Consider the following 15,043-nt stretch of genomic DNA (forward strand, 5'->3'; position numbering starts at 1 on the left):
AATCAGTCTCTTTAGGCTACATGCGCAGGAGGCTTTTACGAAGTCTATTAATGTCAGATCGCCGGTCGCCTCTGGGTATCACTTCGGCTTAGTGAAGTTGTTCGGCGTAGCCTTGGGTAGCTTCTGTAGTCTCAGCAATTCGGTAAGCAGGTCGTTTGTGCGGCGCTGTTCAAGGACGAGCTTTAGGAGCATTGAGTGCATGTCGTCCTGCGCACTGAGAGGTTCGTCAGGCATCCATTGATCGCGGTCGAGATCGAACCAAGCAGAAGCGCTTGTGGGCAGCTCAATGCCAGCGAGCGCGCAATCCGTACTTGCGCCCCGGTCGCTGCGCTGCTGAATGGATTGAGCAAGCGCTTGGCGCATCTTGTCATCTCCGTGATTGATAAACACCCGGCATGCAGGCTTCGAACTGGTTTCATTGCCTTCACGGCGAAACACGAATTCGACCAAGCCATCGCAGTCTGCATGCCCCGAGTAATAACCTCCTAGATCCTCGACTTTTGCCTTGATATTCGAGGTTGTGATCTCAGTGCCGCCCAGATTAAGCGATTCGGAGACAGAATTCTTGACCGTGCGTGATGCGACACGCAGCTTGCCGCCGACTGTCTCGGGAGCCGCATAGCCGGTCAGCACGATTGTGGAGTCACTACGAGGCAACTCGCGAACCAAATGCGGAACGATCGGCCCAACGTCACACATACCGCTGCTGCTGAGGACAATGTTGAGTTCCCCGTCCTTAAATACATCCTCAGACTCCTCTGGCTTACAGAATCGGAGCGTGTAAGAGGTGAATTCCGATCTGTTTTGACGTTCATTGAGGAAAATTTGATCTGTCAAGGCGTCAACCTGATCTTCCGATTCGAGGTCAAACAACTCCCTCAAGGCGCCGTTGCGGTACATCGGGACGTCAGGCGATCCGGGCATGCGCCGCTTAAGTTCACGCCGGTACACAGCAGTCATTTTTTGCCCCGACGGCGAATCCAGAATCACCTGAATGCGCATTTTCGGGTTGAAGACCCGCATCTGCTTCACCAAGTCCAGGGCCTGTTGGAGCGTTGCCTCGTCTTCGGTAAACGGTTGATAGATCGTACTTGTCTTGCCCTTTTCGTCGGTCTTCTCGCTTCGCATGAAGATCTCATAAAAGTGAGCGCGCTGGCTCTCGGGCCATTCATACATCAGATTGATGGGTCGATCGATCCTTTTCGCGGGCAAACCCTGCTTGAGCACCTGCTCTAGGGTCTGTTGAGAATCATTCTGAGATGCGTGAATGGATGTGTTGCAATAGGCGCATGAGCATTCGACGGGTACTGACAGACGAGCAATGGGCCAAGATGGAGCCGCACTGCCTTGGCAAGCCAAGTGATCCGGGGCGCAGCGGCACAGACAACCGCCGCTTCGTTGAGGCAGTGCTGTGGATTGCCCGCACAGGCAGCCCCTGGCGAGACCTGCCGCCAGAGTTCGGCAAGTGGAACACGGTGTTCAAACGCTTTAGAGACTGGGTTAAGGCCGATGTGTTCCAACGTCTGTTCGATGCAGTGAGCGAGCAGCCGGACATGGAATATGCGATGGTGGATGCCACGATTGTGAAAGTGCATCGGCACGGCCAGGGGGCAAAAGGGGGACTTCGGGCCAGGCCATAGGCCACTCGAGGGGCGGCATGACCACGAAGATACTGGCGCTGACGGATGCATTGGGCAATCTGGTGAAGTTCGTCTTGATGCCAGGGCAGCGCCATGACACCAAAGGGGTCAAAGAGCTGATCGCTGATGTGCGCTTTGAAGCCTTGCTCGCCGACAAGGCCTTCGATGTGAATTGGCTGATCCAGGAGTTGGGTAAGCGCGGGGCGCAGGTGGTGATCTCGCAGATGCCGCGAAGGAGAGCGCCACTGGAGATTGACCGGGAGGTCTACAAATGGCGTCACTTGATCGAGAACTTCTTTGGCAAGCTCAAGGAGTTCAAGCGAATTGCAATGCGCAGCGACAAGACGGATAGCAGCTTCGCAGCGATGATCTATCTCGCGGCTGGGGTTATCAACTCTCGGTGATTCTCAACAGCCCCTAGTTGACCGGCGCATGCACTGCGCCTTCGGCCGACGCCCCAAAGGGAGACACAACTGTTGCGACTGAAAGAGCGGGAGTTTGCTCCGGACAGCAGTTGCGCCGCGGTCCAGTGGCCGGTTGTGAGATCAAGCTGCCGGCCAAAGTCAGAGCCGATCAATGACCGGTTTTCGTCTTTGCTACCGTTCCTGCCTCGGCGCGCGGATGACGCAGATCAGCCTGAAGCTGACCAAGCAAACTAGAGTCCCAAGTTGTGTGATCGACAACCGCCTGGAGCGGAGATCCGGTGGGGATATTGCTACAGGGCCGTTGACCATATGCAATTCAGTCGGAGACAGAAGCGGGAGGTTCGTCGGACGCGACATGCTCCATCAGGTCTTCAACGCGGCAAGCAAAGTATTCACAAAGCTTGTCGATCGTCTCTGTTCCAGTTCCATAACCCTTCTGGTTGAGGATTTTGGACAGGGTCATCCTGTTCAAACCGGTTGTTGCAGCTATCTCGCTGATCGTGATACGACGCCCATCAGCGAACTGCTTTTTCTCAATCATCTCGCCGAGCTTGAACCTGATCATGGGAATAAAAGATGGCGAACGATAAAAAAAAGTATCAAATGAATTGAAAATTGTGTTTGCCTGTGTATCATCGGCATCAAGTGATAAATATTTTTATCGCTTGATGTAAAGATTCTACAGGAGCAACCATGACTGAGCAGACCTACCTCACTACAGATGAATTGTCGTCAAGGATCAAGTATGACGTTCGGACAATCCGAGAACGTCTTAAAGACAGCGTGCTGATGGAGGGGGTGCACTATGTGCGACCGTTCGGTGGCAGAAAAATCTTGTTTGTGTGGGAGACCATTGAGCGTGACATGAAGGTCGCCTCCACCCTGGCGCCAGTCGGCATGAGTGCAATTCCCATGGCCAATGGAGCAGTTCTCCATGGCTAAGGTAACAGTCAGAAAAGAAACCGGCAAGTTGGTGATGGACTTCACCTATCGCAATGTTCGTTGCCGTGAGCAGACAGCATTGCCTGACACGCCGCAAAACCGAAAGCGTGTGGAGGCAGTTCTGGAAAAGATCAAGAAGGAGCTGAAGAACGGCACCTTCCAGTACCGCGACTACTTTCCTGAGAGCGCACTAGCATCGCGGTTTGATCCAGCGACTACGGTTGATGCGGGCAAAGCGATGCAGTCAACTGTCAACAGTCCTTCTCCACATTTTCAAGACTTCGCCACCCAGTGGTTCAAAGAGCACGAGATCGAATGGCGCCGCAGCCACATCCGATCCCTGCGCTCCACGCTGGACGGTCGCCTGATCCCGCACTTCGGGCAAAAGGTGGTCAGCAGCATCACCAAATCCGACATCCTTGCCTACCGCGCCACACTCGCCAAAGTAAAAGGTCGCGGAGACAAGGAAGGACTCTCACCCAAACGCATCAACGAGATCATTGGCACGCTTTGCCAGATCATGGACGAAGCCGCCGACCGGTTCGAGTTTACGACGCCCACGACCAACATCAAACGCCTGCGGGTGCGCAAGGTCGATGTGGATCCGTTCAGTCTGCAGGATGTACAGAGCATCCTGGCAACCGTCCGCGCGGACTATCGCAACTACTTCACCGTGCGCTTCTTCACCGGCATGCGCACCGGCGAAGTCCATGGCCTCAAATGGCGCTACGTGGATTTCGAGCACCGCCTGATCCGGGTCCGGGAGACCTTCGTTCTTGGAGAGGATGAGTACACCAAGACCGACGGCAGCCAGCGGGACATCCAGATGAGCCAGCCGGTGTTTGACGCAATGGCCAAACAGTACGAGGTCACAGGCAAGTTGTCGGACTACGTGTTCTGCAACCTCATGGGCGCACCGCTGGACAACAAGAACTTCACGGACCGCATCTGGTATCCATTGCTGCGCCATTTGGGCATGACTGAACGCAGGCCTTACCAGATGCGCCACACCGCGGCCACCTTGTGGCTTGCCGCCGGTGAGGCGCCCGAGTGGATTGCCCGCCAGCTCGGCCACACCAGCACGGAGATGCTGTTCAAGGTCTACAGCCGCTACGTACCCAACCTCACGCGCCAGGACGGATCGGCGATGGAGCGGCTGCTTGCCAGTCGCATGGCCACAGCTCAGGTGATTCGCATGGAAGAGGGCGGCGCAGTCGCAGGGCTGCGCCCTGTGCACGCGGATCTCTATGCCCCGGTGCTGCCACCACCGCAAGCCGTACCCAAGCCACGCGGCGTGCATAAGCCCGCACAGGCAAGTGTGTCCCTCCGTGGTGGCACCAGCAGCGCCATGTCCCGCCGTCCCACGGACATCGTGCTGCCGGCCGTCCATCACAAGGGTGAACCCCAAGCCCCACCGGGCCCCTGGATACGCACAGGACGCACGCACTCGCCCCGCGCCAGCGCGTAAGTCCGCTCATTCCTTCTTTCGCCCAACGGCTGCAAAAACCAGCAGTCTGGGCGGAGCCTTGCCCGAACATTCCCCTCACCCAGGCACACCATGAACGCAAACACCTCTTTGCTGAGCACAGCTTCCCAGCCGGCAGTCCTCGCAGTCTCCGTAGCCCACACCCGCCCGTCGGTGCGGTACACATCAAGCCAGCTGCATCCGTCAGCGACCGAGATCGATCGCTGCCGCCACGACATCCACGCGCGCATGCCGCAGGTCGCCATCGGCGCGCTTCACCAGTTCCTGTACGACCTCTTTGCCGAGGACGACCTGGTGAAGGCCTATTTTCTGCATGTCGGAGCTGCGACTGAGGCAGGGCATGCGCCAACAATGCCTTTGGACCTGAGTGAGCGTGCCGCCGACAGGGCAGGGCAGTATGGGGGTTTGATGCACCGCCATGAGCGCGAACTGGCCGCTGTCGCTGCATTTGTGCAGTCCTGCTGCTATTACTGGTGCGCACGCCAGCAGGCGCTGGGTGGGCATCTGGTGCCGGTGGCTGTCTCGCCTCGCACCTATCGCAGCCGGATCGCAGTGGCACAGCGTGAACTGTTGCAGGAGCCTCTGCGCCAATTGCGCCGCAGTCACCCGGAGCTCGGCAGCACCCTGGCCCAGGTCTTGGGCATGGACTGCGATGGCGATGTCGATCCCCAGCAGGTCGCCCGCATTCAGGCAGCGCTGGGTACTGCGCAGATGCAGGTGCATTGAGTGTGACCATGCACATGCGGAAACTCGAAGCCAAGGGCCGCCGGGCCCATCCATCCCGGACATACACAGAACGGATCGACCGGCGTCAGAGGGTTGCGCTGCCGGCAGACATGGGGTGGCGGGTTGGCATGCGCGTCTACTTCCACCTGACGAAGGACGGCGCAATCCAGATAGGCAAATCGCCCACGCGGCTTTGGCAGGGGCGCTTGCTCTCAGCGCGGATTCAGCGGATCCACCGGCCTATAGGTTGCCGTAAGGATCACGCTGGGCAGGTAATTAGAGCGTTGCGTCCTTGAGCTTCTTCAGGGCTCGGGTCTTGATCTTGACCGATGCGGGCTTGGCAGGGAACCAGCGCTCTTCACCCGTGAACGGATCCTTGCCAAAACGCTTCTTCTTGGCAGGCACTTGCAGCAGGCCAATCTTGAGGAGACCGGGGAGGGTGAATTCGCCGGAACCCTTCTTGTGCACCGAGCCCAGGATCGCCGACTCCAGTGCAGCGAGCACGGCCTTGGCGGCCTTGGGCTCGACACCGGACTGCTCGACCAAGTGGGCGACCAGGGTGGTCTTGTTGAAAGCCGTCTTGATGGGTTTGACTGCTGCGACAGGCTTGGCTGCTGCCGCAGGCTTGACCGCTGCTGCGGGTTTGGTGGCAGCGGCCTTCTTGGCGGCGGGGGCCGACTTCGTGGACTTCTTGGCAGGAGCGGGGGCTTTCTTTGCGGTGGCCATGGTGGGTCTCGTGATAAATGGGTTGGATGTTTGCTGACGGAAGAATCCAGACAGACGAATCAATTCTATTGATCGGGCCCCATAAAGATTGAACTTTCTGCTGATTTTCGCGTTCGAAGCAGCATGGACAAAGAAGACGCGAGATACCAAACCCTGGAGCAGCTTCACGAGCGGCGCAAGCAAGTCATCCGACTGCACAAACGGGGCATCAAAGTCATGGAACTGGTGCAGATGTCGGGCTTGAGCTACCCGGCTGTGCGCAAGGTGCTTGATCTGTTCGAGCAAGGCGGCTGGCCAGCCATCAAACCAGCCGGTCGTGGTCGCACGAAAGGCGATGCCCGATTGCTCACGCCCGAGCAAGAAGTCCACATCCAAAAGACCATCTGCGACAAACGTCCCGAGCAATTGAAGATGGACTTCTTCCTGTGGAGTCGCGCCGCCGTGATGCAGCTTATCGAACAGGAATGTGGCTTGAAATTGGGTGTGCGCACCGTGGGCAAATACCTGGCACGCTGGGGTTTCACCCCACAAAAGCCCATCAAGAAGGCATACGAACAACGCCCCGAAGCCGTCAAGGCCTGGCTAGATGAACACTACCCGGCCATCGAGGCCAAGGCCAAGGCTGAGGGCGGCGAAATCCACTGGGGCGATGAGACCGCACTGGTCAACACCGATGTACGCGGCAGGAGCTATGCACCAGCAGGTGAGACACCCGTGGCGTTCACGGTGGGCAGCACACGCCAGAAGCTGTCGATGATCGCCACGGTGACCAACCGGGGCAAGGCACGCTGGATGATCATTGACGAGGCCTTCAACAGCGACAAGTTGATTGAGTTCCTGGAGGCCTTGATCAAGGACGCGGGCAAGAAGGTGTTCCTGATCCTTGACAACCTGCGTGTACATCACAGCAAACCGGTCAAGGCGTGGCTGGCAGAGAGAAAGGAACAGATCGAGGTGTTCTACCTGCCCAGCTACAGCCCGGAACTCAACCCAGAAGAGCGTTTGAACGCCGACCTCAAGCAGGCCATGGGCAAGCGGGTCCCGGTCAGAACAAAGGCAAAACTGCGCGATGCGGCCAACGAACACATGGCCATGCTGGAGAAGTCACCCGAGCGGGTGATGAGCTACTTTCAGGATCCCCGCGTCAAATATGCCGCCGCTTGAGACTTCATGGGGCCGGAGCAATAGGAGCAGGGCCTCGCCGATGCATGCGCAGCCGCCACAACGAGGCTCCCATACACTTTCATCTTTCAAATGCACGCTACGCCATTGCAAGCGTGGCGATCGTTATCGGGAGTCTTCATGTCCATAAGCCCAAAGACATTGCTACTACTTCAAAAGGCGGGTGAAAACCTGTACGCAGCGCGCAATGCGCTGGCCCAGGACGTACAGCAACACGCCAGTCGCGTGGTCCATATGGTTGCCAGCGAACCCTTCGGCAATGATGCTGATCGCGCCTACGCACAGCTCGCAGCATTGCACGGATGGCACACGAGCTGCAGGCGATGGAAGAACAGCTCAAGACCCTGTACGGGGCCGCCATGGAGCTCGCAGCAGCCGAACCCCCGGTGCTGGTGGACTTGTCCGATCGCAGTCCACGCGCACGTGTGCAGCCCAGCGCCCTGGGCGTTGAAGAAGCACAGGACGTGCAGATCAAGCCAGTGCAGCCCAAACAACCGCTGCGAAAGAAGGCGACAGCGAGCGTGACGGCGGAACCTGCTCGCCCACGTCAGCGCCTGAGCGCCAATGACCAAAAGGTCCTGGCCTATCTCAAACAAGTCCTGGATCGACGCAGCTGGAAGCCTCTGACGCAAGTGGCCATTGCTGACGGAGCAGGGATACCCAAAGGCTCAGTGGGCCTGGCATTGCGCAGGGTCATTGATGCAGGGATGGTTCGTGAGGGGCAAAAGGGGAACTTCCGGCTGGGCTAGCAGCAGTTCAGTGAAGAGCTTCGATCCTTGGCCATCACAGGCGCAGCAAACTGCGCTCAGGAATGTTCTTTCTTGGCCCCGGGCTCGCATGCCTTGAGCCATTTGGAAGAGAAATAGCCGAGCAGCATCACGATGTTGAAAATCATCAGGCCGATGACGATGGGATCGGAGAGGGCTGTCATGGCGGGTTTGTAGCGCTGTATTGGTAGTGGGTCAAGGTGGTCATGAGGTTGCCCCTGAAAAGTGGAGCTCTTATTGATCCGGCCCCTGTGAACTTGCATCAAGCCGCATAGCGCACCGGCCCGTGCTCAAAGTACTTGCGTGCGCTCGGGCCGACGCTGCACGCTGCGCAAGTGCTTTGCGGTGGCCTTCACCAATTGCAGCTTCGTGCGCGCCGGGGCCAGCTTGGTCACCGCTTGCTTGATGTCTGCATTGGCCATCTCATCGGGGTTCAACTCCGGGCTGTAGCTGGGCAGGTAGAGCACCTCGATGGCGTCGGCGTGCTCTGCCAGCCACGCCTTGACCTGCTTAGCGTGATGCATCCGCAGGTTGTCCAGAATCAGAGTTGCCCAAGATGTCATGCAGCGCCTCAATCTCAGCTTTGCGCCGGTGATTTCCAGCCTCGATGCATTGGGTGTCATGAACCAGGTTTTTCCAGTGCTTCAAGCTCCCGCCGCATCACCAGAGACAAGCGCGCTCGACCACACGGTCAGCCTGGGACTGTGTCACCCCCGGGCCCAGGGTGCCGAACATCGCCCCCCAGTTGTTCGCCCCGCCACCCAGACGGGTTTTCATGAAGATGTCGATGACCTCGGGCGTTGAGTGCCTCAGAAGTTCTGCACCTTGCAGCGCACGGGCAATCCCCTCGGTGGCCGGGCGAGCAAAGAATTCTTCATGCTGCATGTCGTCAAGCAGTGGGCCCAGCGCCGTGACGTAGGCATCGAATCGCGAATCCTGTCCGCGCACGTCGGCCAGCTCGGCAAACAAGGCATCCCGGGAATTGGCCTCCTGTTGCATCGCACGGCGCACGTCCATGCACATCATGTTGGCAGCACCTTCCCACACGCTGTTGAGTGGCGCCTCGCGGTAGAGCCTTGCCATCGGGTGGTCCTCCACGAAACCGTTGCCACCATGGCACTGCAGCGCCTCGTTGGCCATCGCCACCACACGTGAGCAGTTGAAGTATTTGGCAGCCGGTGTCGCCACGCGCGCGAGGGCTTTTTCTTGAGGGTTCGTGTCGATGTGGTCGGTGGCCCTGGCCACCCTCAACGCCATGAGCGTTGCGGCCTCGACTTCCACCGCCATGTCAGCCAGCACGTTGGCCATCATGGGCCGTTTGGCCAGACTGGAGCCGAATGCGTTCCGGGTGGTAGTGTGGTTGAGTGCCAGGGTCAGCACCTGTCGCATCAAGCCCGCCGAGCCGACCGCGAAGTCCAGACGCGTGAGGTGTGAGTGGGACAAAATTTCACGAAGACCTCGACCTTCTTCTCCCACCCGAATCGCCATCGTCCCGCTGTATTCCACTTCGCTGCCGGCATTGGAGCGGTTACCAGCCTCGTCCTTGAGGCGTTGAATGAAGAACCGGTTGAAGCTGCCGTCAGGCAAGGTCCGCGGAAAGAAGAAGCAGGTCACGCCACCATTCACCTTGGCCAGCGTAAAGAAGCCATCTGATTGCGGGACGGAGCAAAACCACTTGTGGCCCGTGAGCTCATACCAGTGCGCCACGGCCCCGTGGTACTCGGCTGAGTGGGAATAGACCGCCGTGGTCTGTGTCTCGCGCAGGTCTGAGCCGCCTTGCTTTTCCGTCATGGCGTAGCCGATGACCACAGAGGGTTTGTCAGCTACCTCCCGGCGGCTGTTTTCGTAAACCGTGCCCAGAACTTTCTCGGCCCAAATCTTCAACGCTGGCTCACGAGCCAGCCCCGCATACGCCGCGTAAGCCATTCCCGTGGGACAGCCCGTGCCTTGTTCGACCTGATTCCACAGGTAGGACAGCACCGCACGCGCCAAGTGAGGATTTTTCTGTTTCGCCGTCCAGGAGAGCGTGGGAACTTCGTGCTTCCAGGCCAGCGACATCAGTTGGTGCCATGACGGGTGGAAGTCGACCCAATCGATGCGGTTGACCGTGAGCCCAAGTACTACGTGCGCCAGCTGATGGCGGATTTCTCTCCATCACATATTCGTGAGGCGTGGCAGATTGGCTCGGGTGCTCTGCCGTTTGGTTTTGAGTTCATCTCCCGGGTGACGTTCCGGGACGTGAATTTTGGTGAGCTGGCCAAGCCTGGCGAGGCGTTCAAGGTGGCGGACAAGGAGTCTTCGCGACCTGGATTCAAGCTGTGCAAGCACTGCGGCAAGGTGCAAAAGCCTCCTCGACGAAGTAGCGACCCGAGCGGGCAAAGCCATAGCTTCGATTGCCCCAAGTACGGTGATGACAGTCCTGCCAACTTGCTGGAGTGCCTGTACCTGTACCGAGAGTTCGAGTCGGAGGCTTTGCGGATTCTGGTGCCGTATACGAAGAACGGCATGGACGAGAGCGTGGTCCAGTCCTTCATGGCGGCCGTGCAGTTGGGGCTCAAGCGCCGATTTGGTGGCAAGGTGGACCACTTGCGCATGGTGCTGCAGGACGAGCCTGGCAAAGACGGTGGGCCGCGCCGCCATTACGTCATGCTGTACGACTCGGTACCCGGCGGCACAGGCTACTGGCCGAGGTGCCCAAGCAAGGGCTGGACGCCGTGCTGGTGGCGGTGGAGTTGGCCCTGGAGAGTGCGCCGCCATCGGGGCGGGTGAGCACCGAGCACGTCATCAACGTGCTCGGCCGCCTGCAAGCGCAGCCCCTGCCCGAGACGGTTGCGACCAACCTGCAAGTGAGCCAGACACCCCTGGCCGACACGGCGCGCTATGACAGCCTGCGCGCTGGCAGCGACATGCAGGAGGCCGATCATGCGTGAGCTGGACAAGGAGTTCAAAGAGCTGCGCCTGTACGGCATGGCCGGGGCCTGGGAGGACCTGGTCAAGCAAGGCGGCCACGCCACGCTGGAGAGCTCGCGCTGGCTGCTGGAGCACCTGCTGCAAGCGGAAGTCACGGACAGGGCCATGCGCTCAGTGAGCTACCAGATGCACACGGCGAAGTTCCCCGTGCACCGCGACCTGGCGGGCTTCGACTTCGAATGCTCGCCCGTGGACAAAAAGCTCATCGAGCAGTTGGCCAGCATGGCGTTCACCGAGCAGGCGCACAACGTGGTGCTGGTGGGTGGCCCCGGCACGGGCAAGACGCATCTGGCCACGGCCATCGGCGTGGCGGGCATCACGCGCCATGGCTCACGCGTGCGGTTTTACTCCACGGTGGATCTGGTCAACGCACTGGAGCAGGAGAAGGCCCAAGGCAAGGCAGGCCGCATCGCAGCGAGCTTGCAGCGCATGGACCTGATCATCCTTGATGAGCTGGGCTACCTGCCCTTCAGCCAGGCAGGCGGCGCCTTGCTGTTCCACCTGCTGAGCAAGCTCTACGAGCAGACCAGCGTGATGATCACCACCAACCTGGACTTCAAGGAATGGTCCAGCGTGTTCGGCGACGCCAAGATGACCACGGCACTGCTGGATCGACTCACGCACCACTGCCACATCGTCGAGACGGGCAACGAGTCCCACAGGTTCATGCACAGCACAGCCGTGGCCAAGAAACGCATCAAGGCACGCGAACAGGCCAAGAAGGCTGAGCCGTTCTGAGCGGTTCAAGGGCAAGCCGCTACGGGCTTCGCCCTGCGCGGCTTGCCCTCAACGGACGACCACCGAGCTCGATCACCAAGGAGACCAAAACCGACCCAAGGCACTACACTTATCCACAGCCGACCTTCACAGGTTGGCCATTAGCCCTGGCTCAAAATTCAATCGGCACGGTGGCTCAATTTTGAATCGGCGCCAACATATGTGTCGTATGTTGCACCGAACTGCTTGTGCATTTCGTTCTCTTCGGTGATTGCGAGACGTCCGTGTAATACCTACAGACCGAGCTGCGCGCCCAGAATGGGACCCTCACGACGAAGCAACTGGAACCCGTTCATTTCATGCCGCGCAACCGCAGTGCGTTAAAGATCACCGAAGCCGAACTCAAGCTCATCGCCAGTGCCGCGATCATCGGAGACAGCAGCCAGCCGGTGAACGGGTAGAGCACGCCGGCGGCGATCGGTACACCAATGCCGTTGTAGACAAAGACGAACATCAAGTTCTGCCGCATGTTGCGCACGGTGTCGATGGATATCTGACGTGAGGCAGCGATACCGCGCAGGTCACCCTTGATCAGCGTGATCTGTCCGCTGTTCATCGCCACATCGGTGCCCGTCCCCATCGCAACGCCAACGTCGGCCTTGGCCAGCGCCGGGGCATCGTTGATGCCATCCCCCGCCATCGCGACGACGTGGCCTTCCTTCTGCAGTTTTTCCACCAATGCCAACTTGTCGGCGGGCTTGACCTCGCCGTGCACTTCATCGATGCGTAGCCTGGCACCGACCGCCCTCGCCGTGGTGAGGCCATCGCCAGTGGTCATGATGATGCGCAGACCGCTGTCGTGCAGGGTTTGGTGGCCTCGTGTGTGCTCTCCTTGATGGAGTCGGTCACCGCCAGAATGCCCGCAAAATGGCCATCAACGGCCAGATGCATGGTGCTGGCACCTTCGCCGCGCAGGCGTTCGCCATCTGCTTGCAATGCAGCAACCGACACGCCCTCCTGCTCCATCAACGCCGTATTGCCCAGCGCCAGGCGCTTGCCTTCGACGGTGCCTCGCACGCCAATGCCGCTGCCTGAATCGAAGTCGGTTGGCTTGCTAAGCGGCATACTTTTGGCGCGTGCCGCGCTGACGATGGCGTCGGCCAGCGGATGCTCGCTGCCTTGGTCCAGACTAGCCGCCAGACGCAACACTTCATCAGGCGTGTAGCCTGTGGCCGCAATGGCGGTGTCGAATGTCGGTTTGCCCTCTGTCAGCGTACCGGTCTTGTCCACGATCAAGGTATCGACTTCACGCATTCTCTCGATCGCGCCAGCATCGCGGAACAGAACACCTTGTGTGGCAGCGCGTCCGGTGGCCACCATCACCGACATCGGCGTGGCCAGCCCCAGCGCACAGGGGCAGGCGATGATCAATACTGCGACGGCGTTGATCAGACCGAACACCCAGCTCGGCTCGGGACCGGACAGACCCCAGACGAAGAAGGTGGTGATCGCGATGAGCACCACCACGAGAACGAACTTGCCAGCCACCACGTCAGCCATGCGCTGCATCGGTGCCTTCGAGCGCTGGGCATTGGCCACCATCTGCACGATCTGCGACAGCACGGTCGCTGCACCGACTTTTTCCGAGCGCATCACCAGAGCACCGCTGGTGTTGAGCGTGGCGCCGATCAGTTTGTCGCCCAAGCGCTTGGTTACCGGAACGGGCTCGCCGGTGAGCATGGATTCATCCACCGCGCTGCGGCCTTCGGTAACGACGCCATCGACCGGGACTTTCTCGCCAGGGCGCACGCGCAGCAGATCGCCGACATGCACCTGGTTCAGTTGCACATCTTCCTCACTTCCATCCGCGTTGATGCGCCGCGCAGTCTTGGGCGCCAACCCGAGTAAGGACTTGATAGCCGCCGAGGTTTGCGAACGCGCCTTCAATTCGAGGATCTGACCCAGCATCGTCAGCGAAATGATGACCACGGCGGCCTCGAAGTATACGGCCACGCGACCCATCGAAACAAACGATTCGGGAAACACGCCCGGCGCCAACGTGGCGGCGACGCTGTAGACAAAAGCTGCCGCGGTGCCCAGGCTGATCAGCGTCCACATGTTCGGGCTTCGATGAACGATGGACTGCCAGCCACGCACAAAGAACGGCCAGGCGGCCCACAGCACCACCGGCAGCGACAGCACCAGCACCAGCACCAGCTCGACCCAGCTCTGGGTTGCCATGTTGAACCATCCCAGACGATGGCCGAACATGGCCAGGGTGGTGACGATCAGCGTGAGCGGCAACGTCCACCAGAAGCGTCGCTGAAAATCCTTCAGCTCACTGTTGTCTTCCGCGTCCAAGGGGATGATAGGCTCGGCGGTCTCAAATCTGAAGTGCAACACCCTCACCGAGGGTAATGTACGCAAATGGGAACGAGATACGAACACTTGCAGCCAGAAGACAGGGTGACGTTGGCATCGCTGCGCCAGCAGGGCTGGAGCATCAGGGCCATAGCCCGCCTTCAAGGCCGCAGCCCCAGCACCATCAGCCGTGAGTTGCGGCGCAACGCCTGCCATGGCAGTTATGCCAGCGTGCCTGCGCAGCACCTGTGCCAGCAACGGCGCATTCAGGCCAGGCCATGCCCGAAGCTGCACAGCTGCGGGGCGTTGTGGACTCTTGTGACCACCATGCTGTGCTGGCTGTGGTCGCCCCAGCAGATTGCACGCACACTCCAGCGCATGTATCCCCAGGACCCAACCATGCATGCCTCGCACGAAAGCATCTACACCGCCATCTATGCCTACCCGCGCGGTGAGTTGCGCCGCCAGCTCATCGCACTGCTGCGCCAAGGCAAGAGTACACGCCGCCCGCGTTCAGCAGGCTCTGATCGGCGTGGTCAGATTCCAGACATGGTCTCTATCCATGTTCGCCCACCCGAGGTCAATGATCGCGTGATCCCGGGGCATTGGGAGGGGGATCTGATCAAGGGTGCTGGCAACCAATCGGCGGTGGGTGTGCTGGTAGAGCGCTCAACGCGCTTGGTGCTGCTGTGCAAGATGCCTGACGCATCCGCAGACAGTGCGCTGGCCGCGTTCACCAACAAGCTGCGCCAGATCGCACAGCCGATGCGCCAGACGCTCACCTACGACCAGGGCAAGGAGATGGCCCGGCACAAGGAACTCGCCCAAGCCCTTGGCATGCGGGTGTACTTTTGTGATCCGCACAGCCCTTGGCAAAAAGGCAGTTGTGAGAACACGAATGGGCTGCTGCGCCAGTTCATGCCCAAGGGCACAGACCTGAGCATGCATGACCAGGATGCGCTGGACTCCATGGCCGATCTGATGAACAACCGTCCTCGTCAGACTCTCGGCTGGGATTCTCCCTACCAGGCTTTTCAGCGATTCATGGCGGCTATCGCCGAGAAAAGCTCCGCTACCATTCATTGAATATCAACCAGCGGT

The 15,043-nt window shown here is 59.6% G+C and carries 13 protein-coding genes and 4 pseudogenes; 10 read left to right on the plus strand and 7 right to left on the minus strand.

Annotation, left to right across the window (positions count from 1 at the left end; translation table 11 throughout):
* Window positions 1-78 precede the first annotated feature (78 nt).
* Complete coding sequence (locus tag PQV96_RS01940; RefSeq protein WP_273624411.1) at window positions 79-1,176, minus strand: MBL fold metallo-hydrolase RNA specificity domain-containing protein; 1,098 nt, start codon at window positions 1,174-1,176, stop codon at window positions 79-81.
* A gap of 155 nt (window positions 1,177-1,331) precedes the next feature.
* Between PQV96_RS01940 and PQV96_RS01945 the strand changes: the two are divergent.
* A pseudogene (locus PQV96_RS01945) lies at window positions 1,332-2,044 on the plus strand (IS5 family transposase).
* Between the two features lie 337 nt (window positions 2,045-2,381).
* Here the strand turns inward: PQV96_RS01945 and PQV96_RS01950 are convergent.
* A complete protein-coding gene (locus PQV96_RS01950) occupies window positions 2,382-2,630 on the minus strand; it encodes a helix-turn-helix domain-containing protein (protein WP_207375675.1) in 249 nt (82 codons plus the stop codon).
* 128 nt (window positions 2,631-2,758) lie between these two features.
* Here PQV96_RS01950 and PQV96_RS01955 point away from each other — a divergent pair, with 128 nt between their 5' ends.
* The 3 genes from PQV96_RS01955 (at window position 2,759) to PQV96_RS01965 (ending at window position 5,219) form a co-directional block, all read left to right on the plus strand.
* Window positions 2,759-3,007, plus strand: a complete 249-nt coding sequence (locus tag PQV96_RS01955) for a hypothetical protein (protein WP_207375676.1) — start codon at window positions 2,759-2,761, stop codon at window positions 3,005-3,007.
* Entirely contained in the window at window positions 3,000-4,475 is a 1,476-nt protein-coding gene (locus PQV96_RS01960; RefSeq protein WP_207375677.1) for an Arm DNA-binding domain-containing protein, read from the plus strand. The genes PQV96_RS01955 and PQV96_RS01960 overlap by 8 nt, the downstream gene beginning before the upstream one ends.
* Window positions 4,476-4,565: 90 nt before the next feature.
* Window positions 4,566-5,219, plus strand: a complete 654-nt coding sequence (locus PQV96_RS01965; protein ID WP_207375678.1) for a hypothetical protein — start codon at window positions 4,566-4,568, stop codon at window positions 5,217-5,219.
* 276 nt (window positions 5,220-5,495) lie between these two features.
* Here the strand turns inward: PQV96_RS01965 and PQV96_RS01970 are convergent, their stop codons facing one another.
* Window positions 5,496-5,945, minus strand: coding sequence for an HU family DNA-binding protein (locus PQV96_RS01970; RefSeq protein WP_142083113.1), 450 nt, complete (start codon window positions 5,943-5,945; stop codon window positions 5,496-5,498).
* 123 nt (window positions 5,946-6,068) lie between these two features.
* Between PQV96_RS01970 and PQV96_RS01975 the strand changes: the two genes are divergently transcribed.
* Window positions 6,069-7,109: an IS630 family transposase gene (locus tag PQV96_RS01975; protein ID WP_044395424.1), complete on the plus strand. Its 1,041-nt coding sequence runs from the start codon at window positions 6,069-6,071 to the stop codon at window positions 7,107-7,109.
* Between the two features lie 320 nt (window positions 7,110-7,429).
* Window positions 7,430-7,876 (plus strand): hypothetical protein, encoded by a 447-nt coding sequence (locus tag PQV96_RS01980; RefSeq protein ID WP_242638407.1) that lies wholly within the window; start codon window positions 7,430-7,432, stop codon window positions 7,874-7,876.
* Window positions 7,877-7,932: 56 nt separating this feature from the next.
* On the opposite strand, the gene PQV96_RS01985 is transcribed toward PQV96_RS01980, so the two are convergent.
* From PQV96_RS01985 to PQV96_RS01995, 3 genes and pseudogenes are all read right to left on the minus strand, one after another.
* On the minus strand, window positions 7,933-8,058 hold the full coding sequence (locus PQV96_RS01985) for a hypothetical protein (RefSeq protein ID WP_273624413.1): 126 nt from the start codon (window positions 8,056-8,058) through the stop codon (window positions 7,933-7,935).
* Window positions 8,059-8,156: 98 nt separating this feature from the next.
* Window positions 8,157-8,439 (minus strand): annotated as a pseudogene (locus PQV96_RS01990) (transposase); the annotation flags it as partial.
* Window positions 8,440-8,554: 115 nt separating this feature from the next.
* The gene (locus PQV96_RS01995) at window positions 8,555-9,952 is read right to left on the minus strand and encodes an acyl-CoA dehydrogenase family protein (protein WP_207375574.1); all 1,398 of its coding nucleotides are present in this window, start codon (window positions 9,950-9,952) and stop codon (window positions 8,555-8,557) included.
* An 18-nt stretch (window positions 9,953-9,970) separates the two neighbouring features.
* Here PQV96_RS01995 and PQV96_RS02000 point away from each other — a divergent pair, with 18 nt between their 5' ends.
* From PQV96_RS02000 to istB, 3 genes and pseudogenes are all read left to right on the plus strand, one after another.
* Complete coding sequence (locus tag PQV96_RS02000) at window positions 9,971-10,663, plus strand: DUF1998 domain-containing protein (protein WP_242638374.1); 693 nt, start codon at window positions 9,971-9,973, stop codon at window positions 10,661-10,663.
* Window positions 10,570-10,824 (plus strand): annotated as a pseudogene (locus PQV96_RS02005) (IS21 family transposase); the annotation flags it as partial. The gene PQV96_RS02000 and the pseudogene PQV96_RS02005, both read left to right, overlap by 94 nt.
* The gene (istB, locus tag PQV96_RS02010) at window positions 10,817-11,602 is read left to right on the plus strand and encodes an IS21-like element helper ATPase IstB (protein WP_207375575.1); all 786 of its coding nucleotides are present in this window, start codon (window positions 10,817-10,819) and stop codon (window positions 11,600-11,602) included. The pseudogene PQV96_RS02005 and the gene istB, both read left to right, overlap by 8 nt.
* Window positions 11,603-11,933: 331 nt before the next feature.
* Here istB and PQV96_RS02015 read toward each other — a convergent pair.
* Window positions 11,934-14,029 (minus strand): annotated as a pseudogene (locus PQV96_RS02015) (copper-translocating P-type ATPase).
* On the opposite strand from PQV96_RS02015, the gene PQV96_RS02020 reads away from it, so the two are divergent.
* Window positions 14,009-15,028, plus strand: a complete 1,020-nt coding sequence (locus PQV96_RS02020; protein WP_273624414.1) for an IS30 family transposase — start codon at window positions 14,009-14,011, stop codon at window positions 15,026-15,028. The pseudogene PQV96_RS02015 and the gene PQV96_RS02020 overlap by 21 nt on opposite strands.
* Window positions 15,029-15,043: the final 15 nt, after the last annotated feature.

It is taken from the genome of Acidovorax temperans (assembly GCF_028596105.1).
GTDB lineage: Bacteria > Pseudomonadota > Gammaproteobacteria > Burkholderiales > Burkholderiaceae_C > Acidovorax > Acidovorax temperans.